We start from the raw sequence: 23243 nt of genomic DNA on the forward strand, positions 1-23243 counted from the left end.
GGGAGGGTCGACGCGCCAGCGTCGGGGTGGGGTGATGAACTATCGATCGGTGAAAACGGGGTGAGGAATTGTGCGGAAGGCAAGTACCGTCACCCCACCCCGGACTTCGTCCGACCCTCCCCCTCCAGGGGAGGGTGAAATTTCGCTCTCCTCTACGACCTATGGAAGCGGTGTGGCGCGAATGGCAGTGGCGCGACCTGTATCGGCACGTCCTTGCCGCGCAATTCGACGGTGAGGCCGGTGCCTTCAGCCGACAGGGCAGGGGGCACATAGCCAATGGCGATGGGACCGCCCACGCTGGGGCCGAAGCCGCCGGAGGTGACGATGCCGACGGTTTGGCCAGCTGCATTCTTCAGTGCCGCGCCCTCGCGCACGGGCGCGCGACCCTCCGGTTTGAGGCCGACGCGAACCCGCGCGGGCCCCGAAGCGATTTCGCGCTGAATGCGGGACGCACCGGGAAAGCCGCCCTGTTCGCGGCGGCGCTTCTGGATCGACCACAGCAGGCCGGCCTCGACCGGTGAGATGGTCGGGTCGAGCTCATGGCCATAGAGACACAAACCGGCTTCCAGGCGCAGCGAATCGCGGGCGCCGAGGCCGATCGGCTTGACCCGCTCGTCGGCCAGCAGCGTGCGCCAGAGGGTGACGGCCTTGTCGTTGTGAACCGAGATCTCATAGCCGTCCTCTCCGGTATAGCCCGAGCGGGAGAGGCCGACCGCGATGCCGTCGAAGGTCGAGCGGCGGGAGGCCATGAAGGGCATGGCGGCTGCGTCGGGGCTATGATCGGCCAGCACGGCAGCCGCGAGCGGACCCTGCAATGCGAGCAGGGCGTAGTCGGCAGCAATGACCAACTGGGCGCTGTCGCCGATCTTGTCGCGCAACAGGGCAAAGTCGGCCTCCTTGCAGCCGGCATTGACCACCAGGCCGAGCTTGCCGTCTTCGGCGGGGTCGGTCGAGCGCGTCACCATCAAGTCGTCGAGCGTGCCGCCTTCATCGTTCAGGAACTGGGTGTAGCGCTGGCGACCCGGGGCGAGATTGAGAATATCGGCCGGCACCAGGGTTTCCAGGGCCGCGGCAACGGCTTCATGGCTGTCGGCGATGAGATAGGCCTGCCCCATGTGCGACACGTCGAACAGGCCGGCCGCATTGCGCGTATGATTGTGCTCGGCGATGATCCCGGTGGGATACTGGACCGGCATGTCATAGCCGGCAAACGGTACCATGCGCGCGCCGAGGGCGACATGCTCGGCATGAAGGGGGGTCTTCAGGAGCGTTTGCTGATCTGGGCTCGCGGCTGGCTCGGCCATGGGCACTCCGGCAAAAGGTTGCACGCCGGACGGATGTCCGGTTGTGCCCCCTCTGTCGCGGTTACCTGAGAGATTTCGCGACCCCCGCACCCAAATTTCAGGTGATAAGAACTGGGGGTAGCTTGCGCCCTTCGGTGAGCCCGAATGCTCGCGCATTCGTGCCGCTTTCCAGAGTTTCGTTCCCCCGCGGTCCGGTTGCCTGAGAGTTTCCGGGGCGGTTGCTCCTTCGGCGCCGGTCCGTGATTCCTCAAGGGAATCAGACCGAACTCTTCCGCGGGGATCGGCCGAATGCCGGGAAGCTATCCCTCGCCTCACCTGTCGTCAACCCAACAGAATGGGGCGCGAACAGAAAAGGTCAGAGGAATTTAAGACCCGCTCAGCCCCGGCGCTTTTTCTTGGTGACAGTGCCGCCCTTGCCATCGAAACCGACCACGATGTCATAGGAACTGAGCGGCTGTTCGAGGCCGATGGTGATCGGTGCCGAGGTATCGACCACCCGGAAACTGCCGGGGCCGCCGCCGGGCGTCGCCGACGCGGTGGCGCGGATCACCTTGGTATAGACGGGCTTCTCGTCGCGGTCGCGGATGGTGATGCGCACCGGCGCCGAATAGCCGCCGCCACCGCCGCCCGCCACGGACACATGTCCCTCGACGCCGATCTTGATGGTGACGGTGTTACCGCTGGCAAGATCGCATTCGCGGGCAAAATTGGTGATCGAGAACTGCGCGCTGGGAGGGCCATAGGCTGCGGCGCCGGTGGGAATGTTGATCTGCGGGCACTCGGTATCGGGATCGAAATCCACCCGCAGCGGCCCTTGGGAAGCGGTCTGCGTCTGTTGCGGCGCGGCCGTTTCCGTTGGGGTGCCATAGACGCCGGTGATGACGCTGCTGGAGCAGCCGCCCAGGAGGAGCGCCGGGGTGACCACACCTGCCAACAGGGCGCTACGAGCCGCCCAGACGCCATACTGACTGCCAACCATCGTCACGCTCCGCTGAATGTACGGCGTCCTTATAGCATGCCGTTCGGCTTCGGCCAGTCCGTCGGGGACCCGCTATGCACAGGCTCCCCTCACCAGTCGGTGCGCTGCAGGAAGCGTCGCAGGATGTGGTGGGAGTAGAAACTGGCGACCGTGGCGAGGAAGGCCGGGAAATCGACATGGGCATTGTCGTCCGCGCTGTCGGAGATGGTGCGCAGTACGCCGCAGGGAATGCCGTAGTCGTGGCAGATCTGGGCCACCGCTCCGCTTTCCATCTCGATCGCAAGGGCGTCCGGGATGTCGTCGCGCAGGGCTGCGACCGCCGCGTGACCGTTGACGAACTGGTCGCCGCTGATGATCAGCCCACGATGGAGGCGGGGAGCGGCGAGGGCGAACCGTTCGCGAATCTCGGCGGAAAGCTGCGGCAGATCCTCGGCCAGGAAGGCTTCGATCGCCTGCGACAGGCTGTTGCCGATGGCCGCATCGGCGGCAAAGCGGGACATGCCCGTGAGGGGCACCTCATAGCGCGGGAAGATCGGGCGCGCGTCGAGATCGTGCTGGAGCATCGCATCGGCCACCACGATATCGCCGACCTTTACCGTTGCCGCCGCACCGCCTGCCACGCCGACATTGAGGATGGCGCCGACCTTGTAGGCATGGATGAGGCCGGCGGCGGCGGTGGCGGCGGCGACCTTGCCGACCCGAGACAGCGTCAGCACGCAGGGGCGCCCGAAGAGGTGGCCGCTATGATAGTCCCGGCCGCCGATGCGCTGCGTGTGCGTGGCACCGTCCTGCTTCATCAGGGCGAAAAGCGCTTCGGCCTCCTGGGCGAGCGGGACGAGAATGCCAAGGGGAGAGGTAGAGGAGACTGTCATGCAAGCTTCCGGGGCAGGCGGGTTCAGCGAAGGCGGGAATGGATACCATAGCCATTCGTTCATCGCCTTGATGTCAAGCCATTCCCATGTGGCGGCGCGCCCCGCCAAAAGAAAGGCCGGGACTGAGCCCGGCCATCTCGTCGCGTTCTTGGGGGAGGTGCGGCCTCAGACCGCGATACGCTCTTCAATCTCGTTGGGCTCGCGCAGCACATAGCCGCGGCCCCAGACCGTCTCGATGTAATTGGTGCCGTTGGTGGCGTTGGCGAGCTTCTTGCGCAGCTTGCAGATGAAAACGTCGATGATCTTCAGTTCCGGCTCGTCCATGCCGCCATAGAGATGGTTGAGGAACATTTCCTTGGTGAGCGTGGTGCCCTTGCGCAGCGAGAGCAGCTCGAGCATCTGATATTCCTTGCCGGTCAGATGCACGCGCGAGCCATGGACCTCGACTGTCTTGGTGTCGAGATTGACCACGAGGTCGCCGGTGGCGATCACCGATTGGGCGTGGCCTTTTGAACGGCGGACAATGGCGTGGATGCGCGCGACCAATTCGTCCTTGTGGAAAGGCTTGGTCAGGTAGTCGTCGGCGCCGAAGCCGAGCCCCTTCACCTTGTCCTCGATGCCGGCGAGGCCGGACAGGATCAGGATCGGCGTCTTGACCTTGGCTACCCTGAGGGAGCGCAGGACTTCATACCCCGACATGTCGGGGAGGTTCAGGTCGAGCAGGATGATGTCGTAATCATACAGCTTGCCGAGATCGACACCTTCCTCGCCCAGATCCGTCGTATAGACGTTGAAACTCTCTGACTTGAGCATCAGCTCAATGCTTTGCGCCGTGGCGCTATCGTCTTCGACAAGAAGTACGCGCATCTCAATCCCCCACTGCGGCCTCGGAGGGTCGACCGCCGTCGCGAATGCGCAGACGGCACGGTGAAGTCACCTCGTCGATGATCAACCGCGACGCTACGCAGGCATGGTTAACAAATTGTGATTCTCTCATGCAAGCGAAACTTGAAAACAAGGTCCAAAACTCCCTGTAACACATTGCCTGAAAGACAGATTCGGTGAGCGGCAAGCGTCAACATTCACATGAAGAAACTTGCCTAAGCGATTCAACCGACTCACCCATTCGCCGCAGAATTTGGACAAACGTGGCGGTGAGTTCGTTGACCGTTGTTAGGGATCATTAACGAGGCAGGTAAATTAATGGTTACCGTCGGGGGAGCTTCTTAGTGATTTAGGGCGAATCAACAGCTTCCTCGAGCGGCCATGCTCGATGGTGGACGTGAGGGCTTGCCTCGCCGGTGTCGAAAGAGGCAGGCCGGTTCACAGCGATGCTGCCTCGTCGAATCCGCTTGCTTCTTCAAGCTGTTAGAAACATGTGAACGCAGTATTAAGCCCGCTCTTTCCATCCGGCGTGAAGCATAGCTTCAGCTGGAGTCGGTACTCTTACTGCAGCCTGGTGCTCCCGGGAGAAATCTTAAGAAAAGCGGCGGGAGCATGCAGAAATGATGCGCCGACTTGATAAATCTTGGCAGGTGCTTTTCTTGATCGTCGACTGTCCCGCCTTGGTTCGCGGCTTTTTTGCGGCGAGTAAGGAAGAATTCACGTCCATGCCGGATGGTGTGGGTCTTCGCCGGGCCGATGGCCTGGCGATCCGATTGTGCGGCCTGTCCTCCACGGTAGGGGCGGCGGGCCGATGCGGCTGATGGAGTAGTGAGTAATGAAGTCGCGCGACACCCTTATTCGTCTCAAGCGCTTCCAGGCAGACGAGAGACGCCGCCAGGTCATCCAGATCGAAACAATGGTGGCAGAGTTCGAGCGCATGGCAGGCGAGCTCGATCGTGAAATCAAGGCCGAGGAAGCCAAGGCCGGCATCACCGATCCGAGCCATTTTGCCTATCCGACCTACGCGCGTGCGGCCACGGCGCGCCGTGACAATCTGCGTGGCTCGGCCGACGATCTGAAGGGCAAGCTGGAAGACGCCAGGAGCGCGCTCGCCGATGCCCTGGACGATCTGAAGATGGTCGAGACGCTCGACGATCGCGAAAAGGCAAGCGAGCGCAGCATCGCTGCCCAGTGAGACTGATTCCGGGCAGGCAAATCCTGATCCACTCTGACTTGGGCAGCCGATACGGTAAGGGGCCGCCGCTCATTGCTTGGGCGTCGGCGGCTTGGTGCTGGTGCAGCGCAGATCCTTGCGCAGGCAGGCGATGCCCGGGGTCGAACACATCGGCTTGCCGTTCACTACGGCGCAGATGATGCATTCGTCGGTGATTTCTGTGCAATCGGGATTGCCGGCGGTGAAGGAAAGCACGCGCTGGTCGGGGGCAATCGGCTTTGAAGGGGCCGGAGGTTCCGACGGCCTGGCCTGATTATCCTGCGCCCGCACCGGCCGCCCTTCCAGGCCGACAGTCAGCAGGGCAGCAGCCAGACACAGGCAGAACAGCACGCTGCGCATTCAGGCTCCCTCCCTGCGATCGGCCTTGAACAAAGACTTAAAGCAAAATCCCTCAGCCGCGAAACGCCGTGACCTCGATCTCGACCTTCATTTCGGGCTTGATGAGATCGCAGATCAGCATGGTGGCCGCGGGCCTGATAGCGCCGAAGACCCGGCCGGTGACCGCCATCACGGTCTCCACATGGTCGGTGCTGGTCACATAATAGGTCGCACGCACGACCTGGTTCATGGCAAAACCGCCCTCGGCCAAGGCCTTTTCGATGGTCGCCAGCGTGTTCTCGGTCTGGGCGCCGACATCCTCCGGCAGCGTCATGCTGGCATAGTCATAGCCGGTTGTGCCCGAGACGAAGCACCAGTCACCCTACACGACGGCGCGGGAATAGCCGGCGCTGCGTTCGAGCGGGGAGCCGGTCGAGATCAGTTTGCGGGGCATGGAGACGTGCTCACACTGGCGCGGCGGCGATGCGCACGCCGCCATCGATCGTCTCGACCGTCACGGACATGCCGGCAGCTCGGGCAATCAGCCCGGTGTAGTAGGGCTGGATCAGGTGGCTATCGAGCGTGCCGTTTTCGGGTTCGCCCGCCAGCAGGCTGATCAGGCCGGGCGGAATGCGCGAATTGCCGCCCAGCGAGATGACCTCGAAGGTGGGCATCTCCGGATCTCCGGTCACCTTGGCATTGATCGAACCGCCGCGCGGAATAGTGGTGGTGGCGACCACGAGCAGGTTCAGCAGCAGCTTGACCTTGTTCTTGGGCATGAATTGGCGCGGCGCAGACCAGCTGAGCGTCACCTTCTCGTCCTGGATGAAGCCGCGCGCCACGTTCTCGGCATCGCCGAGATCGATCGAGGCCCCGGCCGAGCCGGCCGCCCCGAAGGCAATCCGCGCAAATTGCAGGCGGGCCGAGGCATTCCGGGAGCTCTTCTTGATCAGGTCGAGGGCGAAAGCCTTCATCGAGGCATCGTCCTCGTCCTCGAGGACTTCGAGCCCGTTGACGATGGCGCCGACCGGATTGATCACGTCATGGCAGACGCGAGAGCAGAGCAGGGCGGCCAGATCAAGCGCATCGAGTTGAAAACCAGCGGTCATCGCAGCACCCAGAATAAATCAGGAGAGAAAGGCAAATCAGGAGAGAATCAGATCTCAAAACCTGTTTTTCAGATAGACTCTGTGGCGCGGGATGTGAAGGCGCGAGGGGCCGGCATGTCCTGTTACGCCCTCTTTGCAACCCTGGGCCGCGATTGCGAAGGGGATGCGCACAGCGCCCCAAGACCCAATATTCTTGCGGTAGGATGCCAATCAGGACTAAACAGGCCGCTGCTATCGGAGGCCCTTTTGACCCAGACCGCTCAGACTTCGCCCTCGCCCCTTTCCAGCCCGGACGCCATTGCGCAGGCCTTTGCCGAGATCGCCCGCGAGGCGGGTGCCGCGATCATGCAAGTCTACGCCAAGGGATGCGACGCCCGCATCAAGGACGACCGCTCGCCGGTGACGGAAGCGGACGAAGTGGCGGAGGCGATCATTCTGCGGCGGCTGGCGCATGTGATGCCGGATGTGCCTGTGGTGGCCGAAGAGTGCGCCGCCAAGGGGGTGATTCCGGATGTCGGCAGGCGTTTCATCCTGGTCGACCCGCTGGACGGCACCAAGGAATTTCTCAACCGCAACGGCGAGTTCACCGTCAACATCGCGCTGATCGAGGACGGCAAGCCGGTGGCGGGGTGCGTCTTTGCGCCGGCCGTGAATGCGCTCTATGCCGGCGGTGACACGGCCTGGCGCGTGCGGGACGGCATCGAAGAGAGGATTTCCACGCGAGCCTATCCCGCCGAGGGCCTGACGGCGCTGTGCAGCCGTTCACATCCCGACGCCAAGAGCGAGGCATTTCTGGCCGAATATGCCATTGCGGATCGGCGCGAGGCGGGGTCCTCCCTGAAATTCTGCCGGGTGGCGGAAGGTGTCGCCGATGTCTATCCGCGCTTCGGACCGACCATGGAGTGGGACGTCGCAGCCGGCCATGCCGTGCTCTCCGCCGCGGGAGGTCAGGTGCTGATGCCCGATGGCGAAGATTTTCGCTATGGCAAGGCCGATGCCGGCTTCCGCAATGTCGCTTTCGTGGCCTGGGGCCAGGACGCTCCTCAAAAATAGCTATTGCCGAGTGGTCGGGCCCGCTGCCGGGCCGCCGCCTCGCTGCGCCCGCTCCCTTGCCTCAATCCTGCATGAATGCGGCCATGCTTCCGGGCGTTTTGCTTGCTGCTATCGCCACCTCGCATCGCGTCGGCGTCTTGTGATTCACGGTGGTTCCACCGGGACGCCCAGACCCGCCGAAGTGAGCAGGGGGAGGCGCGGCAACGACATCGTTCGAACGCGTTTGCTCTTGGAAGCAATTTCTTAACGCTGTTGGGCCACAAAATAGGGCTCACAGAGGCCTGGGCCTGTCGTCAGGCCCTCAGCCAACGAGGCTCGCGATGAACGACATTCTTCCCCGCCGCAAGGCTCTTACCATGATGGCCGGCATGGCTCTGTCCGCAACCGGCTTCGTTTCTCCCTCCCTGGCGCTGGCGCAGTCGGAGCGGCCGGAGCGCATCTCCTCCAACGAACTCGTCAATTCCGGCCACCGTTTCTTCGGCACCGTGTCGAGGGATCTGGCGCTCACCATTCAGAAGGCCGTGGCGCGCTGGGGTGAACCCAACGGCTACATCCTGGGCCAGGAAGGGTCGGGCGCCTTCATCGGTGGGCTTCGCTATGGCGAGGGCACGATGTTCACGCGCAATGTCGGCGACCGCAAGGTCTATTGGCAGGGCCCCTCCGTGGGCTGGGATTTCGGCGGCGACGGCGCCCGCACCATGATGCTGGTCTATAATATGGATCGGGTCGACGAGATCTACAGCCGTTTCCCGGGGATCGCCGGTTCGGCCTATATCATCGGCGGTTTCGGCATGACGGCGCTCGGCGACGGCAATATGATGGTCGTGCCCATCAAATCCGGCGTCGGCGCCCGTCTCGGCATCAATCTGGGTTATCTCAAATTCACGCCGTCGGCTACGTGGAATCCCTTCTGATCGCACGCAACTGTGCGGCAGCACGGGGCAGTTGCTGGCTCTCATCTCGCCAAGAAAATGCAGTTACCAGCACTGCTGCCAGATCATCTGGATAAACCGTACGCAAGGGATTCCGGCGGGACATCAAAGTGCGATTTTAAGCACGCTGTGCGTTTTCATCCTGCATTGTCGTCGAATTGACGTATAGTACGGCGAAGATATCGCCGTACTGAGACCCTGCCGTGCTCGATTATGCGATTGCCTTTTTCCTCGGAGCAGCGCTCGCTGCCCTGGCCGCACTGGCCATGGTGCCTGCGATCTGGGGACGTGCGCGTCGCCTGATCCGCCGTGAAATGGAAACGGCGCTGCCCCTGTCGATGGCACAGGTGCGGGCTGCCCAGGATCATGTCCGGGCGGAAGCGGCCCTGCGGCACCGCCGCCTCGAACAGAAAGCCGAGCATGAGCGGGCCCGCCGACATCAGTTGATGGCCGATTTTGGCCGGCAGAGCGAGAAGCTGCGCCGGCTCGAAGCCCTGCTTGGGGTCGATGCTGCCAGGCTCGGCCGGATGGAAGACGGTGCAGCCAACGCCCAGCGCGACGTGCTGGCCGCCCAGCAGGAGGTTGCGGCGCTCAAGGCGGAACTGGCGGCGGCGCGGGTGACCATTGCGCTGCGCGACGACGAAGCCATCGATCGCGACCGTGAGCTTGCCAGCGCGCGGGAAAGCAATGACGGCCTGCGCCTCGAACTGGTTGCCCTTCGCACCAAGCTCGGTGCGGCGGAGGATGGCGCGGTGCTGCACCAGCACGAATTGCAGGAAGCGCTGGAACTGGCCTCCGGCAAGGATGATCGGCTGGCCACCCAGTCGATCGAGCTGATGCGGCGCGACACCGCGATCGCCGCGCTCGAGGCGCGCACGGCCTCGCTGCAGCGCGAATTGCAGGCGATGACCGACAAGAGGCAGCTGGCCGAATTGGAGAAATTGGACAATCAGGACAGGCTTTCTGCTTGGGAGGCGGATCTGCGCCGCAAGGATGCCCTGCTGGCCGAGCGCGATGCCCGGTTGGCACTGGCCGCCGGACGGGAGGCCGAACTGATCGCCGAACTCAACCGCCTGCGGCGCAGCGCGGAGCCGAGCGCTGCCGAGGAAGAAATCGGCGCTTTGAAGATCGAGCGGGCCCGCCTGCAAGCCGAGCTTGCCGCTCTTCGCGAGGAAGCCCACGAATCCTGGCTTCGCATCGAGGCCGACAATAGCCTGTTGAGGCGTGAAATGGCGCAGGTTGCTGCCGAGATCGCCCGCGAGGCGGCGACCCGCAGGGCCGTCGGCGTTGTGCCCGGACCGGAGCGCCAGGCAGCGAACGATCCGGCAATGAAGGACCCGCCGGCGCAAGGAAGCCAGGAAGCCCGGCCACGCTGACCACGCTCCCCATGTGTTCGACGGCTTGGCCGTCTAGAGCAAAGTGCGATTTCTCCGAATCGGGCTTTGCTCTCTAATTCCTTGTTTTGACGCGTTTTCTTAATCGAAAAGTCTATCGACTTTTCTGGAAAACGCTCTAGCGAGGGAGAGGAGTGTCTACGGGGAGCAAGCCATGACCAAGCTGAACGGCATCGTGCCGTGCCTGACCATCGATGGGGCCAAGGCGGCCATCGACTTCTACAGGAATGCCTTCGGTGCCGAGGAGGTCAGCCGCGCCGACCATGAGGACGGCAAGCGGCTGATGCATGCCCATATCCGCATCAATGGCTGTGACGTGATGATGTGGGACCTGTTTCCGGAATTCGGCATGGCCGCCACGCCGCCCCATGGCGTGACCATCCATATCGAGGTCGATGATGCCGACCGATGGTGGCAGCGCGCGCTCGATCATGGCGCCACCGTCGCCATGCCGATCCAGGACATGTTCTGGGGCAGCCGCTACGGGCAGCTCAAGGATCCCTTCGGTCACACCTGGTCGATCGGCGCGCCGCTGAAGGCGTAGAATGACGGGAGCATTCGGCGCTCCCGCCAATGACCGCGCCGATATTACAGCGCGGCGGCGATCTTCGCCGCCAGGCGTGCATTGTTCTCCACCAGAGCGATATTGGCGATCAGGCTGCGCCCCTGGGTAAGGTCGAGCATGCGCGAGAGCAGGAATGGTGTCAGCGCCTTGCCGGAAATGCCCATGGCATCGGCTTCGTCGACCGCCGCTTCGATGGCGGGATTGATCTCGTTGGCGGCGATCTCATCGGCCAGCGGGATCGGATTGCCGACCAGCACGCCGCCGTCGAGCCGCAATTCGGCGCGGGCACGGATCAGGGCGGCGATGTCGGCGGGGTCGTCGAGGCGCATCGGCGCCGCCAGGCCGCTCCTGCGGCTCCAGAAGGCCGGGAACTCGTCGGAGCCGTAGCCGACCACCGGCACGCCGAGCGTCTCCAGCGTCTCCAGCGTCTTGGGCAGGTCGAGAATGGCCTTGGCGCCGGCGCAGACGACGCAGACCGGCGTGCGCGCCAGTTCCTGCAGGTCGGCCGAGATGTCGTAGGTCTTCTCCACGCCGCGATGCACGCCGCCGATGCCGCCGGTGGCGAAGACACGGATACCTGCCCGATCAGCGGCGATCATGGTGGCGGCCACCGTGGTGGAGCCGTTCTTGCGGGTGGCGACGGCATAACCGAGATCGGCACGGCTGAGCTTCAGGAACCCTGTGGCCTTGCCCATGGCCTCGAGCTGGCTGTCCTCCAGCCCGGCATGGATGACGCCGTCGAGCACGGCGATGGTCGCCGGCTCGGCGCCGCCCGCCCTGACGGCCGCTTCGACCTTGCGGGCGGTCTCGACATTCTGGGGCCAGGGCATGCCATGGGTAATGATGGTGGATTCCAGGGCGACGACTGGCTTGCCGTCCCTTAGGGCGGCTGAGACGGCGGCGGAATGGGCAATGGACGTCATGATGCTATCGTTTCGGTTGGATGGGAAAGGGCATAGCGGGCCAGCACGGCCTGCATGGTGAGGTCGGAACGCACGGTCTGGGGCGATTCGACCGTGAGGGCGGCCGCTGCCATGGCGCGGCGGGCCGCCATGAGGAATTCGTCGCCGGCGGCAAGGCGTGCCAGCGTGGCGCCGGCCAGCGCGTCGCCGGCCCCATTGACATTGGTCGGGCGGGAGGTCAGCGCGGCGATGGGGGTGACCTTCCCCTTCTGCCAGGCGAGCGCGCCCCGCGGGCCGAGCGTAAGCAGCCCACGCGGCACCGGGCCCGTTGCGAGCCTTGCCGCCAGATTCTCTGCTTCATCCTCGCAGCCGAGCAGCGCGCGCGCCTCGTAGAGATTGAGGAAGAGGATATCGATCGCAGCCAGGATGGGCACGAGCCTGGCCAGTTTCTGCACCGAGACGGGCACGCAGGCGAGGGCGCGGGGTCCTTTCGCTTCGGCCACGGCCTGCAATGCTGCCGGCGGCAGGTTGGCGTCGGCGAACAGGTAGCCTTCCGAAGGGAAGGCCGCCATGCGGGCGGCAATGGTTTCGGGGGCGATCCGGTCGAAGATCGCCATGTCGGCGAGGCCGATCACCAGTTCGCCCTCGCCGCTGAAGATGGCGGTGTAGGAGGCGGTGGTGGCCCCGGCAGCCGGCGTGACGGCGCTCATGTCGATACCGGCCCGGCGGCTTTCTTCGACAATGCGGCGGCCTTCCAGGTCATCGCCGACCAGCGAGACGAGACCGACATCGACCCCCAGACGCGCCAGATTCTCCGCCACGTTGCGGGCGACGCCGCCGAGGCTGGTACGCATCGTGCCGATGTTCGAGGTGTAGAGGCGCTCCTTCGCATCGGCGGTTTCGCCGACACGGTCGATCACGCAGCCGCCTGCACACAGAACGGGACGATAGGCCATGCTTCCTCGCGACGGGACCATAAGCCCGAAAGCGCATCCCGTGCCACAGATTCGCAGCCGCAACAATGCAACGCTCCCTCGGTTGCCGCTTTCCTCTTGCGTCACGCCGTGATTGCAGTCATGAGAAACCCGCCTTCCAAGCGCATCTCGGGCAGGCCTTGCTCTTTCCCGGCAACCGCCACATTTTGCGCATTCTTGTTTGGCTTTTGTGGCTCTTCTTCCCTCCGAGATGGTTTCATGCGCACTGCCCCCTTGCTTGCTGCCTTGTTGCTGATGGCCTCGCCGGCCCTGGCCCAGACGGAGCCGCAACCTTCGCCGCCTCAGGCCCAGCCGCAATCCCAGGGCCAACCCGACCCCCAAGCCCAGCCGCAGCCCCAAGCCCAGCCGCAGCCCCAAGCCCAGCCGCAATCGGGAGCCCAGCCTGCCGCACAGCCCCAGCCGCAAGGTCAGGCCCAGCCCCAGACCCAGGCCCAGGCCTGCACCACGCCGACCGATCCCGCCGGCTTTCCGGCCTGGCTGGAGAATTTCAAGAAGGACGCCGCGGCCCGGGGCATCGGCGCCGAGGGGCTGGCGGCCCTGGAAGGCGTCTCCTACGATCCGAAGGTGATCGGGCTCGACCGCGCCCAGCGGAAGACCTTCTCGCAGACCTTCGAGGAATTCTCCGGCCGCATGGTCAATGCCTATCGCATCAAGCGTGGCAAGCAGGTGATCAAGAAATATCAGGCCGTGTTCGACAAGGCCGAGGCCGAATATGGCGTGCAGGCCCCGATCATCGCTTCCCTTTGGGCGCTCGAGACCGATTTCGGGGCCAATGTCGGCAAGTTCGAGAGCATCCGCTCGCTGGCGACCCTCTCCTTCGACTGCCGGCGCGGCGACAAGTTCCGTCCCGAATTGTTTGCCGCCCTCACCATCGTCGACAAGGGCGATGTGCCGCTGCACGAGATGCGCGGCGCCTGGGCCGGGGAGATCGGCCAGGTCCAGTTCATGCCGACCTCCTATCTCAAGCATGCGGTGGATTTCGACGGTGATGGCCACAAGGATCTGGTCAAGAGCCAGGCCGACGTGATCGGCTCGGTGGCCAAGTTCCTGTCGGGCCGCTGGCAGCGCGGTGCCGGCTGGAATCCCGGCGAGCCGAATTTCGATGCCCTCAAGGCCTGGAACGGCAGCGAACTCTATCGCAAGACGGTGGCGCTGCTCGCCAGCAAGATCGCGGAATAAAAGCGGAGCGCGGGCTTCTAGCCCGCTTCTTCCCTTCCCCTACGAGCCGCCGCAAGGGCGGACGTCGCGACATGCAGGCATGTCGCTGAGATGTCCCCGCTCCGGCCTTTTCCATGTGGGGACCGCGAAAATACCCTGTTCGGCATGAAACCCGCGTGGCAAGGTTGCGCCTCGAGCTTGCCACACCGGAGTTTCCCGATGCTTCGCCGCACCTTTCTCGCCCTTGGCGCCCTTGCCGCCATGGCCGTTCCCCTTGGATTGGCCCAGGGGCGGGCCGAGGCCCAGACGCTGCCCGACCTCAAGGGCCGCACCATCGTCGCCGTGACCGAGAACGCTTACTTCCCGCTGAACTTCACCGATCCCAAGACCGGGCAGGGCATCGGCTGGGAATATGATGCGATCAACGAGATCGGCAAGCGGCTCAATGCCAAGATCGAGTGGAAAACCTCGTCCTGGGACGCCATGATCCAGGCGGTGCAGAACGGCCAGTTCGACATCGGCATGGACGGCATCTCCATCACCGACGAGCGCAAGAAGCAGGTCGCCTTCACCGATCCCTATATGGTGTCCGAGCAATTCATGCTAGTGAGGGCCGACGAGAAGCGCTTTTCCGATGCCAAGAGCTTCGCGGCCGATGACAAGCTGCTCGTCGGCGCGCAGTCCGGCACCACCAATTTCTTCGTCTCGGTCACCGATCTGCTCGGCGGCAACGACAAAAGCCCGCGCCTCAAGCTGTTCGAGACGTTCGGGGCCTCGGTGCAGGCGCTCAAATCGGGCGACGTCGACACGGTGCTGATGGACAAGGCCGGCGCCGAGGGCAACATCGCCGCCTCGCCGGATAGCTTCAAGATCGTCGGCAGTGGCCTTGGCCATGACGAGTTCGGCTTCATCCTCAAGCAAGGCTCCGATCTCATCGGCCCGGTCAACGCCGCCCTGGCCGCGATGAAGGCGGACGGGACGCTGAAGGCCCTCGATAAGAAGTGGTTCTTCGACTACAAGACCGCGAACTGAGCCCGGATCGGTCTGCCGCAATGACGAAAATGTCCATCGGCGCCGGTGCTTGAGCCGCCTGCCTTACTCCAGGATCTCCCCGCCTTCATATGACGACGTCTCACGCGCCACCGCCGCCGCCCTCCTTTCTGTCGAAAGTCCCCTGGTGGCTGGTGATCCTCATCATCTTGGGGGCCGCCGTCCTGATCGGCGGTCTCGCCAGCGAGCAATATCGCATCATCTTCGGCGTGGTCGGGCAGGGCCTCTTCGTCACCATCCGGGTGACGGTGATCGCCTTCGCCGCTTCGCTGGTGCTCGGCACCATCCTGGCGCTTGGGCTGGTGTCGCAGTCGCGCTGGCTGGGGGAGGGGCTCAAGGCCTATGTCGAGATCATGCGCGGCGTGCCCATGATCGTGCTGCTCTATTATATCGCCTTTGCAGTCGGACCGGCCTTGATCGAGGGTTATGTCACCCTGTTCGGCCCGGCCATCGCCGCCGGCTTCATGCCGCAGGTCACCATCCGTGATTTCAGCTTCGAATGGCGGGCGATCTTCGCGCTGACGCTGGCCTATTCGGCCTTCATCGCCGAGATCGTGCGCGGCGGCATCCAGTCGATCCCGGCCGGGCAGTTCGAGGCGGCCCAGGCACTCGGCCTGACGCGCTTCAAGACCATGCGGCTGGTCGTGCTGCCGCAGGCCTTCAAGACGATGACGCCGCCGCTCGGCAACGACCTCGTCTCCATGCTCAAGGATTCCTCGCTCGTCTCCGTGCTCGGCATCGCCGACATCACCCAGAACGGCAAGACCTACACGGCCTCGACCTTCCGCTTTTTCGAAACCTATACGGTGGTCGCTTTCTTTTATCTGGTGATGACCATCGGCCTGACCCTCCTGGTGCGCCGGCTGGAGCAGCGCATGCGCCGCAACGAGGTGAGGCAGGACTGAGGGGTAGCGGAGGGTCGATCTCCAGATCGACCTCTTTACCCGCACGCTCGGCGTTTCCAAGAGGTCGATTTGGAGATCGACCCTCCAAGGCGGTTGAAGACCCGTACTCCCTTGCATCCGCTTGGCCAGGCTGCCACACTCCGTCAAGATCATGCCAAACATGCCCTCCCTCACCGGCCCCCTCGTGGCCGTCCTCGTCTATGACGGCCTGTGCACCTTCGAATTCGGGGTTGCCTACGAGGTCTTCGGCCTGCCGCGCCCGGAGATGGGTCCCTCCTGGTATCGCTACGCCACCTGCGGCATCGAGTCCGGCCCGCTGCGGGCGGCAGGCGGCCTGACTGTCGAACCCCACGCCGGGCTGGACTTGCTGGACGAGGCGGATCTCGTCGTCGTGCCGGGCTGGCGCGGCATCGACAGTCCGGTGCCGGCGGATCTCACCGCCAGGCTTCAGGCGGCACACCGGCGCGGCGCTCATCTGATGTCGTTCTGTTCCGGGATCGCCGTGCTGGCGGCCTGTGGCCTGCTCGACGGCCGGGAGGCGACCACGCACTGGCGCTATGCCGCCACGATCTCTGCCCGTCATCCCAGCATCGCGCTCCACCCCGACCGGCTCTATGTCGACCTCGGGGATGTGCTGACCGCGGCCGGCAGCGCAGCGGCGCTGGATCTGTGCCTGCATGTGATCCGGCGGGACTTCGGCCCGGATGCCGCCAATATGGTGGCACGCCGGCTGGTGGTGCCTCCGCATCGCGACGGCGGCCAGGCCCAGTTCATCGAGCGGCCGGTGCCGCGTGAGCGCGAATCCGCGCGGCTTGCGCCGGTGATCGACTGGCTGCGCCAGAATTTGGCTGCGCCCCATCGCATCGAGACGATCGCTGCGCGTTCCGGCATGAGCCAGCGTACCTTCCAGCGCCGCTTCGAGGAAACGACGGGGCTGCCGCCTGGCGAATGGCTGGTGGCCGAGCGCGTGCGACTGGCCCGCGAACAGCTCGAACGCAATCTCGGCGCTTCGCTCGGGGACATTGCCGCAAGCTGCGGTTTCAACTCGCTGGAGACGATGCGTCATCATTTCCGGCGTCGGGTGGGCGTCAGTCCTGCCGCCTATCGGGCGCGCTTCTGCGCGGAGTAACTCTTGGGATCGCAGGCTTCCAGCCTGCCTCTTCTTCGCCAGGGCGTCGCCAGGAGCAGGCTGGAAGCCTGTGGTCCTAAGAGAATTAGCCGGCAAACTTCAGCACGGACTGCAGCAATCCCGGGAATTTCTCCTCGACATCCGGACGCAGGGCAACGAAGCAGCGCGTGCCTTCCTTGCGATGGTTGACGATGCCGGCCTCGCGCAATTGCTTGATGTGATGGCTCAGGGTCGAGTTGGCGACCTGGCAATCGAATTCCGTCGATCCCTTTTCGCCTTCCTCGATCAGCGTGGTGACGATGTGCAGCCGCACCGGATCCCCCAGGGCGGCCAGAACGCCGATCAGATTGATGTCGTTCACATCAGGGTGAGGGTGTTGCTTCATGCGCTCTTCTACCTATATTCGACGAACATCGAACTTTGAAACTTTAACGCCTCGGCGAGCCAACCACCAGTTAAGTCTGTGTAAGCCAGGTGCAGGAGTGTCAATCGATCGCCCAGAAAAGCCATTTGGAACAAGGTTCTTCCAATGCCCTCCTTACTTGATCCTATTCGTATCGGCGCGCTCGACCTGCCCAACCGCGTCATCATGGCCCCACTGACCCGCACCCGGGCCAGCGAGGGCCGCGTACCCAACACACTGATGCGCGATTACTATGTCCAGCGCGCCTCGGCCGGCCTGATCCTGACCGAAGCCACTGCCGTCACGCCGATGGGCGTGGGCTATCCCGACACCCCCGGCATCTGGTCGCGGGAGCAGGTCGAGGGCTGGAAGGTCATCACCAAGGCCGTACATGAGGCCGGCGGGCGCATTGCCCTGCAGCTCTGGCATGTCGGCCGCATTTCCGATCCGATTTATCTCGACGGGGCCCTGCCAGTCGCGCCGAGCGCCATCGCTCCGGCGGGTCATGTCAGCCTGATCAGGCCAGAAAAACCCTATGTCACCCCGCGAGCGCTCGAACTCGACGAAATCCCCGCGATCGTCGACGCCTATCGCCAGGGTGCGGCCAATGCCAAGGAGGCCGGCTTCGACGGCGTCGAAATCCATGGCGCCAACGGCTATCTGCTCGATCAGTTCCTGCAGGATTCCACCAACAAGCGCACCGACGCCTATGGCGGCTCGATCGAGAACCGGGCCCGGCTGATGCTCGAGGTCACCGATGCGGTGATTTCGGTCTGGGGTGCCGATCGCGTCGGCATGCATCTCGCTCCGCGGGGCGATTCGCATTCGATGGGCGATTCCGATCCGCCAGCCTTGTTTGGCTATGTCGCCCGGCAATTGGATGCCCGCGGGATCGCCTTCATCTGTGCTCGCGAATATACCGACGGCTCCAGCGTCGCGCCGGTGATCCGCGGCAATTTCAAGGGTGTCTTCATCGCCAATGAGAAGCTGACGGCGGAAAGCGCCGAAGCCTTGGTCGAGAGCGGCGCGGCCGACGCGGCGGCCTTCGGCAAGCTCTTCATCTCCAATCCGGACCTGCCCAGGCGCCTGTCCCTCGGCGCGCCGCTGGCCCCGTGGAACGCCGCGACCTTCTACGCCAAGGGCGCCGAAGGCTATACGGACTATCCGGCGCTGGAAGAAGTGCCGGCGTGATCTTCCTGGGAGCGCAGACACCTAGTCCATGAGCGCTAACTTAAGTCGGACAAGGCATGACCATACCCTCCCCTCGATGGGGAGGGTCGACGCGTAGCGTCGGGGTGGGGTGACTTCTTTGCAAGAATCTACCGCTTCCGCTGTGGAGACCTGCGTATTTTCACCCCACCCCGGCCTTTCAGGCCGACCCTCCCCATCGAGGGGAGGGTAAAGAACCCGCGCCTCCAACCTTATGTTAGCGCCTATGGACACCCAGTCCGCGCTCCAGAAATCACTTCGCCTTCTTCACGTCCTTGATGTCGGCGAACACGATGGAAGGCGAGCGCTCGCCCTGGTAGCGCAGGTCGAAGGCGGATTTGGCCATGAATACCGGATCGCCGTCGAGATCGTCGGCGATCGAGAAATTATGGGAGGTGACGAAGCTGTCGAGTTCGGCCTTCGTCGGTGCCGAGATCCAGCGCGCCAGCGCGAATTCGGACGGCTCGAAGCGGATCTCCAGCCCATATTCGGCGGCAAGTCGGCCCTGCAGCACGTCGAGCTGCAGGGCGCCGACCACGCCGACCAGCGCCGGCGAGCCGTCACGCGGGCGGAAGACCTGCACCACGCCTTCCTCGGCAAGGTCCTGCAAGGCATCCTTGAGCTTCTTGGCCTTCATGGCGTCGGGCAGGCGCACCCGGCGCAGGATTTCCGGGGCGAAGCTGGGCACGCCGAGGAAAGCGATCTCCTCGCGCTCGGTGAGCGTGTCGCCGATGCGCAGCGCCCCATGGTTGGGAATGCCGACGACGTCGCCCGCATAGGCTTCCTCGGCCAAAGCGCGATCCTGGGCGAAGAAGAATTGCGGCGCGTTGAGGCTCATCGACTTGCCGGTGCGCACCTGCTTCACCTTCATGCCGCGCGTCAGCTTGCCCGAGCACAGGCGTACGAAGGCGATGCGGTCGCGGTGATTGGGATCCATATTGGCCTGGATCTTGAAGACGAAGGCGGAGAGGTTGTCCTCCGTCGCCTCGACCATGCGGGTGGCGGCTGCCTGGTCGCGCGGCTGGGGCGCGTAGTCGCCCAGGCCCTTGAGCAGGTCGCCCACGCCGAAATTCTTGATGGCCGAGCCGAAGAACACCGGCGTCATATGGCCCTCGCGGAAGGCGGCGAGATCGAACTCGCCGCAGGCTTCCTGCACCAGCGCGATCTCCTCCGAGGCCGCCTCGGCGTCGATGGAGGGCACGGCGCGGGCCAGCGCGGCCGCATCGCCGGCCTCGACCGGGATCGGCGCCGTATCCTTGTCGAGCAGGCGCACATGGCTGGCCGTCAGATCATAGGTGCCGGCAAAGTCCCGGCCGCGGCCGAGCGGCCAGGTCATCGGCACGGTGGAGAGCGCCAGCGTCTTCTCGATCTCGTCGAGCAGTTCGAAGGGGTCGCGCCCCTCACGGTCCATCTTGTTGATGAAGGTGACAATGGGAATGTCGCGCAGGCGGCAGACCTCGAACAATTTGCGCGTGCGCGCCTCGATACCCTTGGCCGCATCGATCACCATCACCGCCGAATCGACGGCCGTGAGCGTGCGATAGGTATCTTCCGAGAAGTCCTCGTGGCCCGGCGTATCGAGCAGGTTGAAGACCAGGCCCTCATATTCGAAGGTCATCACCGAGGTGACTACGGAAATGCCGCGCTCGCGCTCGATCGACATCCAGTCCGAGCGGGTATTGCGCTTTTCGGCCTTGGCCTTGACCTGGCCGGCGAGCTGAATCGCGCCGCCGAACAGCAGCAGCTTTTCCGTCAGCGTGGTCTTGCCGGCGTCCGGATGGGAAATGATGGCGAAGGTGCGCCGCCGCTCGACTTCACGGGCGAGGGGGGTGAGGGCCGAAGTGTGTGACAGATCGTTCAAGGCGGACCTAAGCAAAAGTTTGAAGCCCGGAAGGAGGGCCGATCATCGGGAATTGGCGCGCTTTTGGCACGAAACGGGGCTCGCGTCACCCCCGGCGATACCAGCGCAGCCTGTGGATTGATCACGCAATGCAAAAAAACTGAAACTTGCCTGTTGCAATCCGTCACGGGCTTTGGCATAGAGCGCCCACGCCGATGCAACGAGCATCTGCGGCCCACGGAAGCGGGTGTAGCTCAGGGGTAGAGCACAACCTTGCCAAGGTTGGGGTCGAGGGTTCGAATCCCTTCGCCCGCTCCAGTGGTCCCTTCGGGGAAAAACAAAAAAGCGGTCCTTCGGGGCCGCTTTTTGCTTTGGGGGGGCATGCTCGCGAACGCTCGCGTATGCGATCCGACGCGGCAGCAATGAAGTTACCATTGTAATCTTCCGGTTCACTGGTAGATTATATCTATGGCTGATAACCCGAAGAAATTGCGGTACACCACCGGCGATCTTGCCATGCGGGCCGGCGTGTCGGAGCGGACAGTCCGCTATTACCTGGAGGAGGGCCTCCTGCCGGCGCCGGCGGGCCGGGGCCGCGGCGCCCATTTCGGCGAGGGGCATCTGGTTCGCCTGCGGCTCATCCGGGCCATTCAGCAGGCCGGCAATGACCTTGAGACCATACGCGAATATCTGGACGAATTGGGGCCAGAGGATGCAAAGGCTGAGGCTGCCTTGCATGTCTGGGAATACCGCCAGGAACAGGCGCAATGGGGCGAGGCTTGGCGTGAAAGATTCGGAATGCCGGCCACGCTCTACCGTTACCGCATTGTCGACGGCGTCGAACTCCTGGTGGAGAGCAAAGCGGCGCCGAGCCGCGAGCAGATGCTTGCCATTCTGCGCGATCTTCGAAAGTCCTTTGCGGACGAGGAATGAGTCGTCATCCGCTATCGGCCGTTTGCCGCCACGTCTGCCATTTGCCGCACCGCTGCAAGAGTTCGCCGTGGTGCGCGCCAGGGTAATTGTGCAGAGGTTCGGGCTTGATTGCGCCCAGTCGCCTCACGGCCCGATCTGCCGGGCCTTGGCGAAGGCTTCGGCCTGCCGTTCTGCCTCTTCGCGCTCCGCCGCCAGGCGCTCGGCACGCTTTTCGCGCCGCCAGGCGATCAGGCTGTTGATGGTGAGCGCGGCGAAGCCGAGCGTGTAGACCGCAGCGACGAAGGCGCTGAACCAGGCATTGTTGTCGCCGGTCCGCAAAGCGCGCTGGATCTCGATGGTGGTGGCGATGCCGTAGATCAGCACCACCAGCATGATGAAGTTCTGCACCCGCGCGCCGAAGCGCCGGAGCAGCAAATGCAGGCACAGATAGAAGAACGGCATCACCACCGCATTGGCGACGATGCGGCCGATCGGGTGGAAGACCGCGGGCAGCATCTCGCCGAGCCAGCGTGCGCCGAAAAACGGGACGGCCAGGAGCAGGGCGTAGAGCAGGCCGAGGCCGGTCCAATCCAGCAGGCGATTGGAAAATGCCGGTCTCGTCGGTTCTGCCGTCATGTTCCCGTTCCGTGGACTGTAGCTGCTCCGGATTTAAGCACATTCCGGAGCTGATAACAGAGGAAACAGGGCCGTTGCGATCAGGCCGTGCCAGCTTCGCGGATGACGCGGCCGAGGCGCTCGATGCCTTGGTCGATCGCGGCATCATTGGCCAGCGAAAAGCTGAGCCTGAGCGTGTTGGCGCCCGAACCATCGGCATGGAAGGCCCGGCCCGGCACGAAGGCGATGCGGGCGGTCTCGATGGCGCGGGCGAGAAGGCGGGCACCGTCCATGCCGTCCGGCAGCGTCACCCAGACGAACATGCCGCCCTCGGGGCGCGACCAGTGCACACCCTCGGGCATGTGGCGTTCGAGGGCGGCCAGCATGCGGTCGCGCCGATGGCGATAGGCACCGCGGATCTTCTCGACCTGGGCGGGGAAGGCGTGCTCGGCCACATGGTGCATCACCATCTGGTTGATGGTGGGGCTGTGCAGGTCCGAGGCCTGCTTCATCAGCACCAGCTTGCGGATCACGCCGGCGGCGGCGCAGATCCAACCCATGCGCAGGCCCGGTGCCAGCGTCTTGGAGAAGCTGCCGCAGGAGATGGTGCGGGTCGAGTCGATATGGCCCTCGCGGGCAATGTCGAGCGCCAGGATCGGCGGCACGTCGGCGCCGTCATAGCGCAGCGACTGGTAGGCCGTATCCTCGATCACCACGATGTCGAGCTCGCGGGCGAGATCGAGCACGCGTTCTCTCCCGGCCCGATCCAGCGTCTCACCGGTGGGATTGGCGAAATCCGGGGTCAGATAGGCGAACTTCACCCGGCCGCCTGCCTTCGCGGCAGCGTCGGCATAGGCGGAAGGCGTCATGTTGCCTTCCACCGGTGCCAGCCTGTCATAGCGCGGCTCATAGGCATTGAAGGCCTGCAATGCGCCGAGATAGGTCGGCCAGGTGACGAGGGCGGTGTCGCCGTGCGAAAGCAGCAGTTTGCCGAGATAATCGAGCGCCTGCTGCGAACCGGAGGTGATCAGGATGTTCTCCGGGCCGCAGGCGACACCAATACGCTGCATCTGCCTGACCACCCAGTCGCGCAGCGGCGGAAAGCCTTCGCTGGTGGAATATTGCAGCGCTGCGCCGGCGCTGGCATCGCCGAGCACGCTGGCATAGGCGGCTCGGAAGGCTTCGTTCGGAAACAAGGCGGGGTCGGGAATGCCGCCGGCAAAGGAAATGATATCCGGCTGCTCGAGCAGTTTCAAAAGTTCGCGGATTTCAGAGGCACGCATCCGTCCCGCCCGCGTGGCGAAGATCGCTTCCCAGTCCAAGGTCCAGTTCTCCTGACAAACGGCGGCAAGGCGCATGCCGTCATACGATCACGGCATCGTTTCCTGGCGGGATTTGCCCCTTTTCTGGGCGCGATGCTCATGTTGCGTGCAGCATCCTCCCTGCGAAAAAATATGTCAATAATACTGACATATTTTTT

Annotated in this window: 23 protein-coding genes, 1 tRNA gene, 1 pseudogene and 1 riboswitch; of the genes and pseudogenes, 12 read left to right on the forward strand and 13 right to left on the reverse strand. The window is 64.1% G+C overall.

Going from position 1 to position 23243, the window contains the following annotated elements; all coding sequences use genetic code 11:
- Positions 1 to 152: 152 nt before the first annotated feature.
- The 4 genes from gcvT to J8I29_RS02050 form a co-directional block, all read right to left on the reverse strand.
- Positions 153 to 1304 carry a glycine cleavage system aminomethyltransferase GcvT gene (gene gcvT, locus J8I29_RS02035; RefSeq protein ID WP_209430445.1) on the reverse strand — a complete coding sequence of 384 codons (1152 nt, stop codon included), beginning with the start codon at positions 1302 to 1304 and terminating at the stop codon, positions 153 to 155.
- Positions 1305 to 1481: 177 nt separating this feature from the next.
- A riboswitch (glycine riboswitch) is annotated at positions 1482 to 1588 on the reverse strand.
- Between the two features lie 92 nt (positions 1589 to 1680).
- Positions 1681 to 2283 (reverse strand): hypothetical protein, encoded by a 603-nt coding sequence (locus tag J8I29_RS02040; RefSeq protein ID WP_209430446.1) that lies wholly within the window; start codon positions 2281 to 2283, stop codon positions 1681 to 1683.
- Positions 2284 to 2372: 89 nt separating this feature from the next.
- A complete protein-coding gene (locus J8I29_RS02045; protein WP_209430447.1) occupies positions 2373 to 3155 on the reverse strand; it encodes a 5'-methylthioadenosine/adenosylhomocysteine nucleosidase in 783 nt (260 codons plus the stop codon).
- 165 nt (positions 3156 to 3320) lie between these two features.
- Positions 3321 to 4022, reverse strand: a complete 702-nt coding sequence (locus J8I29_RS02050) for a response regulator transcription factor CtrA (protein WP_105861513.1) — start codon at positions 4020 to 4022, stop codon at positions 3321 to 3323.
- Between the two features lie 853 nt (positions 4023 to 4875).
- On the opposite strand from J8I29_RS02050, the gene fliJ reads away from it, so the two are divergent.
- Positions 4876 to 5235 (forward strand): flagellar export protein FliJ, encoded by a 360-nt coding sequence (gene fliJ / locus J8I29_RS02055; protein WP_209430448.1) that lies wholly within the window; start codon positions 4876 to 4878, stop codon positions 5233 to 5235.
- Positions 5236 to 5304: 69 nt separating this feature from the next.
- Here the strand turns inward: fliJ and J8I29_RS02060 are convergent, their stop codons facing one another.
- The 3 genes and pseudogenes from J8I29_RS02060 to J8I29_RS02070 all read right to left on the reverse strand — a co-directional run bounded on the left by J8I29_RS02060 (position 5305) and on the right by J8I29_RS02070 (position 6701).
- Entirely contained in the window at positions 5305 to 5613 is a 309-nt protein-coding gene (locus J8I29_RS02060; protein ID WP_209430589.1) for a hypothetical protein, read from the reverse strand.
- 52 nt (positions 5614 to 5665) lie between these two features.
- Positions 5666 to 6046 (reverse strand): annotated as a pseudogene (locus tag J8I29_RS02065) (RidA family protein).
- Between the two features lie 10 nt (positions 6047 to 6056).
- Positions 6057 to 6701, reverse strand: coding sequence for a histidine phosphotransferase family protein (locus J8I29_RS02070; RefSeq protein ID WP_105861518.1), 645 nt, complete (start codon positions 6699 to 6701; stop codon positions 6057 to 6059).
- A gap of 246 nt (positions 6702 to 6947) precedes the next feature.
- Between J8I29_RS02070 and cysQ the strand changes: the two genes are divergently transcribed.
- From cysQ to J8I29_RS02090, 4 genes are all read left to right on the forward strand, one after another.
- Positions 6948 to 7754: a 3'(2'),5'-bisphosphate nucleotidase CysQ gene (cysQ, locus tag J8I29_RS02075; RefSeq protein ID WP_245196547.1), complete on the forward strand. Its 807-nt coding sequence runs from the start codon at positions 6948 to 6950 to the stop codon at positions 7752 to 7754.
- Positions 7755 to 8122: 368 nt separating this feature from the next.
- Positions 8123 to 8668, forward strand: coding sequence for a DUF1134 domain-containing protein (locus tag J8I29_RS02080; protein ID WP_245196600.1), 546 nt, complete (start codon positions 8123 to 8125; stop codon positions 8666 to 8668).
- Between the two features lie 221 nt (positions 8669 to 8889).
- Entirely contained in the window at positions 8890 to 10062 is a 1173-nt protein-coding gene (locus J8I29_RS02085) for a hypothetical protein (RefSeq protein WP_209430450.1), read from the forward strand.
- 172 nt (positions 10063 to 10234) lie between these two features.
- Positions 10235 to 10624: a VOC family protein gene (locus tag J8I29_RS02090; RefSeq protein WP_105861520.1), complete on the forward strand. Its 390-nt coding sequence runs from the start codon at positions 10235 to 10237 to the stop codon at positions 10622 to 10624.
- A gap of 44 nt (positions 10625 to 10668) precedes the next feature.
- Here J8I29_RS02090 and J8I29_RS02095 read toward each other — a convergent pair whose 3' ends face one another.
- Positions 10669 to 11568, reverse strand: coding sequence for a pseudouridine-5'-phosphate glycosidase (locus J8I29_RS02095; RefSeq protein ID WP_105861521.1), 900 nt, complete (start codon positions 11566 to 11568; stop codon positions 10669 to 10671).
- A complete protein-coding gene (locus tag J8I29_RS02100; protein ID WP_209430451.1) occupies positions 11565 to 12503 on the reverse strand; it encodes a carbohydrate kinase family protein in 939 nt (312 codons plus the stop codon). The genes J8I29_RS02095 and J8I29_RS02100 overlap by 4 nt, the downstream gene beginning before the upstream one ends.
- Positions 12504 to 12740: 237 nt before the next feature.
- Here J8I29_RS02100 and J8I29_RS02105 point away from each other — a divergent pair, with 237 nt between their 5' ends.
- The 4 genes from J8I29_RS02105 to ftrA all read left to right on the forward strand — a co-directional run bounded on the left by J8I29_RS02105 (position 12741) and on the right by ftrA (position 16784).
- The gene (locus tag J8I29_RS02105) at positions 12741 to 13721 is read left to right on the forward strand and encodes a lytic murein transglycosylase (RefSeq protein ID WP_209430452.1); all 981 of its coding nucleotides are present in this window, start codon (positions 12741 to 12743) and stop codon (positions 13719 to 13721) included.
- A gap of 240 nt (positions 13722 to 13961) precedes the next feature.
- A complete protein-coding gene (locus J8I29_RS02110) occupies positions 13962 to 14732 on the forward strand; it encodes a transporter substrate-binding domain-containing protein (RefSeq protein ID WP_245196602.1) in 771 nt (256 codons plus the stop codon).
- 89 nt (positions 14733 to 14821) lie between these two features.
- Positions 14822 to 15655, forward strand: coding sequence for an amino acid ABC transporter permease (locus J8I29_RS02115; protein ID WP_209430453.1), 834 nt, complete (start codon positions 14822 to 14824; stop codon positions 15653 to 15655).
- A 130-nt stretch (positions 15656 to 15785) separates the two neighbouring features.
- Positions 15786 to 16784, forward strand: a complete 999-nt coding sequence (gene ftrA, locus J8I29_RS02120; protein ID WP_209430581.1) for a transcriptional regulator FtrA — start codon at positions 15786 to 15788, stop codon at positions 16782 to 16784.
- Positions 16785 to 16869: 85 nt separating this feature from the next.
- Here the strand turns inward: ftrA and J8I29_RS02125 are convergent, their stop codons facing one another.
- Complete coding sequence (locus tag J8I29_RS02125; protein WP_105861527.1) at positions 16870 to 17169, reverse strand: metalloregulator ArsR/SmtB family transcription factor; 300 nt, start codon at positions 17167 to 17169, stop codon at positions 16870 to 16872.
- Between the two features lie 144 nt (positions 17170 to 17313).
- On the opposite strand from J8I29_RS02125, the gene J8I29_RS02130 reads away from it, so the two are divergent.
- The gene (locus tag J8I29_RS02130) at positions 17314 to 18378 is read left to right on the forward strand and encodes an alkene reductase (protein ID WP_209430454.1); all 1065 of its coding nucleotides are present in this window, start codon (positions 17314 to 17316) and stop codon (positions 18376 to 18378) included.
- A 271-nt stretch (positions 18379 to 18649) separates the two neighbouring features.
- Here J8I29_RS02130 and J8I29_RS02135 read toward each other — a convergent pair whose 3' ends face one another.
- Positions 18650 to 20257, reverse strand: a complete 1608-nt coding sequence (locus tag J8I29_RS02135) for a peptide chain release factor 3 (protein WP_105861529.1) — start codon at positions 20255 to 20257, stop codon at positions 18650 to 18652.
- 222 nt (positions 20258 to 20479) lie between these two features.
- On the opposite strand from J8I29_RS02135, the gene J8I29_RS02140 reads away from it, so the two are divergent.
- Both J8I29_RS02140 and J8I29_RS02145 read left to right on the forward strand, forming a co-directional pair.
- A tRNA-Gly gene (locus tag J8I29_RS02140) sits at positions 20480 to 20554 on the forward strand.
- Positions 20555 to 20704: 150 nt separating this feature from the next.
- Positions 20705 to 21169 carry a MerR family transcriptional regulator gene (locus J8I29_RS02145; RefSeq protein WP_209430455.1) on the forward strand — a complete coding sequence of 155 codons (465 nt, stop codon included), beginning with the start codon at positions 20705 to 20707 and terminating at the stop codon, positions 21167 to 21169.
- 123 nt (positions 21170 to 21292) lie between these two features.
- Here J8I29_RS02145 and J8I29_RS02150 read toward each other — a convergent pair whose 3' ends face one another.
- A complete protein-coding gene (locus J8I29_RS02150; RefSeq protein WP_209430456.1) occupies positions 21293 to 21784 on the reverse strand; it encodes a hypothetical protein in 492 nt (163 codons plus the stop codon).
- Between the two features lie 80 nt (positions 21785 to 21864).
- Positions 21865 to 23046, reverse strand: coding sequence for a PLP-dependent aminotransferase family protein (locus J8I29_RS02155; protein WP_245196604.1), 1182 nt, complete (start codon positions 23044 to 23046; stop codon positions 21865 to 21867).
- Between the last annotated feature and the right edge of the window lie 197 nt (positions 23047 to 23243).

Origin of the sequence: Labrys sp. LIt4 (assembly GCF_017813775.1) — a bacterium.
Taxonomy (GTDB): domain Bacteria; phylum Pseudomonadota; class Alphaproteobacteria; order Rhizobiales; family Labraceae; genus Labrys; species Labrys okinawensis_A.

What these genes read in the sequence shown, in the direction of transcription:
- gcvT (WP_209430445.1), bottom strand. Translation starts at nt 1,304, where the DNA reads ATGGCCGAGCCAGCCGCGAGCCCAGATCAGCAAACGCTCCTGAAGACC.
- J8I29_RS02040 (WP_209430446.1), bottom strand. Translation starts at nt 2,283, where the DNA reads ATGGTTGGCAGTCAGTATGGCGTCTGGGCGGCTCGTAGCGCCCTGTTG.
- J8I29_RS02045 (WP_209430447.1), bottom strand. Translation starts at nt 3,155, where the DNA reads ATGACAGTCTCCTCTACCTCTCCCCTTGGCATTCTCGTCCCGCTCGCC.
- J8I29_RS02050 (WP_105861513.1), bottom strand. Translation starts at nt 4,022, where the DNA reads ATGCGCGTACTTCTTGTCGAAGACGATAGCGCCACGGCGCAAAGCATT.
- fliJ (WP_209430448.1), top strand. Translation starts at nt 4,876, where the DNA reads ATGAAGTCGCGCGACACCCTTATTCGTCTCAAGCGCTTCCAGGCAGAC.
- J8I29_RS02060 (WP_209430589.1), bottom strand. Translation starts at nt 5,613, where the DNA reads ATGCGCAGCGTGCTGTTCTGCCTGTGTCTGGCTGCTGCCCTGCTGACT.
- J8I29_RS02070 (WP_105861518.1), bottom strand. Translation starts at nt 6,701, where the DNA reads ATGACCGCTGGTTTTCAACTCGATGCGCTTGATCTGGCCGCCCTGCTC.
- J8I29_RS02080 (WP_245196600.1), top strand. Translation starts at nt 8,123, where the DNA reads ATGGCTCTGTCCGCAACCGGCTTCGTTTCTCCCTCCCTGGCGCTGGCG.
- J8I29_RS02090 (WP_105861520.1), top strand. Translation starts at nt 10,235, where the DNA reads ATGACCAAGCTGAACGGCATCGTGCCGTGCCTGACCATCGATGGGGCC.
- J8I29_RS02095 (WP_105861521.1), bottom strand. Translation starts at nt 11,568, where the DNA reads ATGACGTCCATTGCCCATTCCGCCGCCGTCTCAGCCGCCCTAAGGGAC.
- J8I29_RS02100 (WP_209430451.1), bottom strand. Translation starts at nt 12,503, where the DNA reads ATGGCCTATCGTCCCGTTCTGTGTGCAGGCGGCTGCGTGATCGACCGT.
- J8I29_RS02105 (WP_209430452.1), top strand. Translation starts at nt 12,741, where the DNA reads ATGCGCACTGCCCCCTTGCTTGCTGCCTTGTTGCTGATGGCCTCGCCG.
- J8I29_RS02110 (WP_245196602.1), top strand. Translation starts at nt 13,962, where the DNA reads ATGGCCGTTCCCCTTGGATTGGCCCAGGGGCGGGCCGAGGCCCAGACG.
- J8I29_RS02115 (WP_209430453.1), top strand. Translation starts at nt 14,822, where the DNA reads ATGACGACGTCTCACGCGCCACCGCCGCCGCCCTCCTTTCTGTCGAAA.
- J8I29_RS02125 (WP_105861527.1), bottom strand. Translation starts at nt 17,169, where the DNA reads ATGAAGCAACACCCTCACCCTGATGTGAACGACATCAATCTGATCGGC.
- J8I29_RS02130 (WP_209430454.1), top strand. Translation starts at nt 17,314, where the DNA reads ATGCCCTCCTTACTTGATCCTATTCGTATCGGCGCGCTCGACCTGCCC.
- J8I29_RS02145 (WP_209430455.1), top strand. Translation starts at nt 20,705, where the DNA reads ATGGCTGATAACCCGAAGAAATTGCGGTACACCACCGGCGATCTTGCC.
- J8I29_RS02150 (WP_209430456.1), bottom strand. Translation starts at nt 21,784, where the DNA reads ATGACGGCAGAACCGACGAGACCGGCATTTTCCAATCGCCTGCTGGAT.
- J8I29_RS02155 (WP_245196604.1), bottom strand. Translation starts at nt 23,046, where the DNA reads ATGCGTGCCTCTGAAATCCGCGAACTTTTGAAACTGCTCGAGCAGCCG.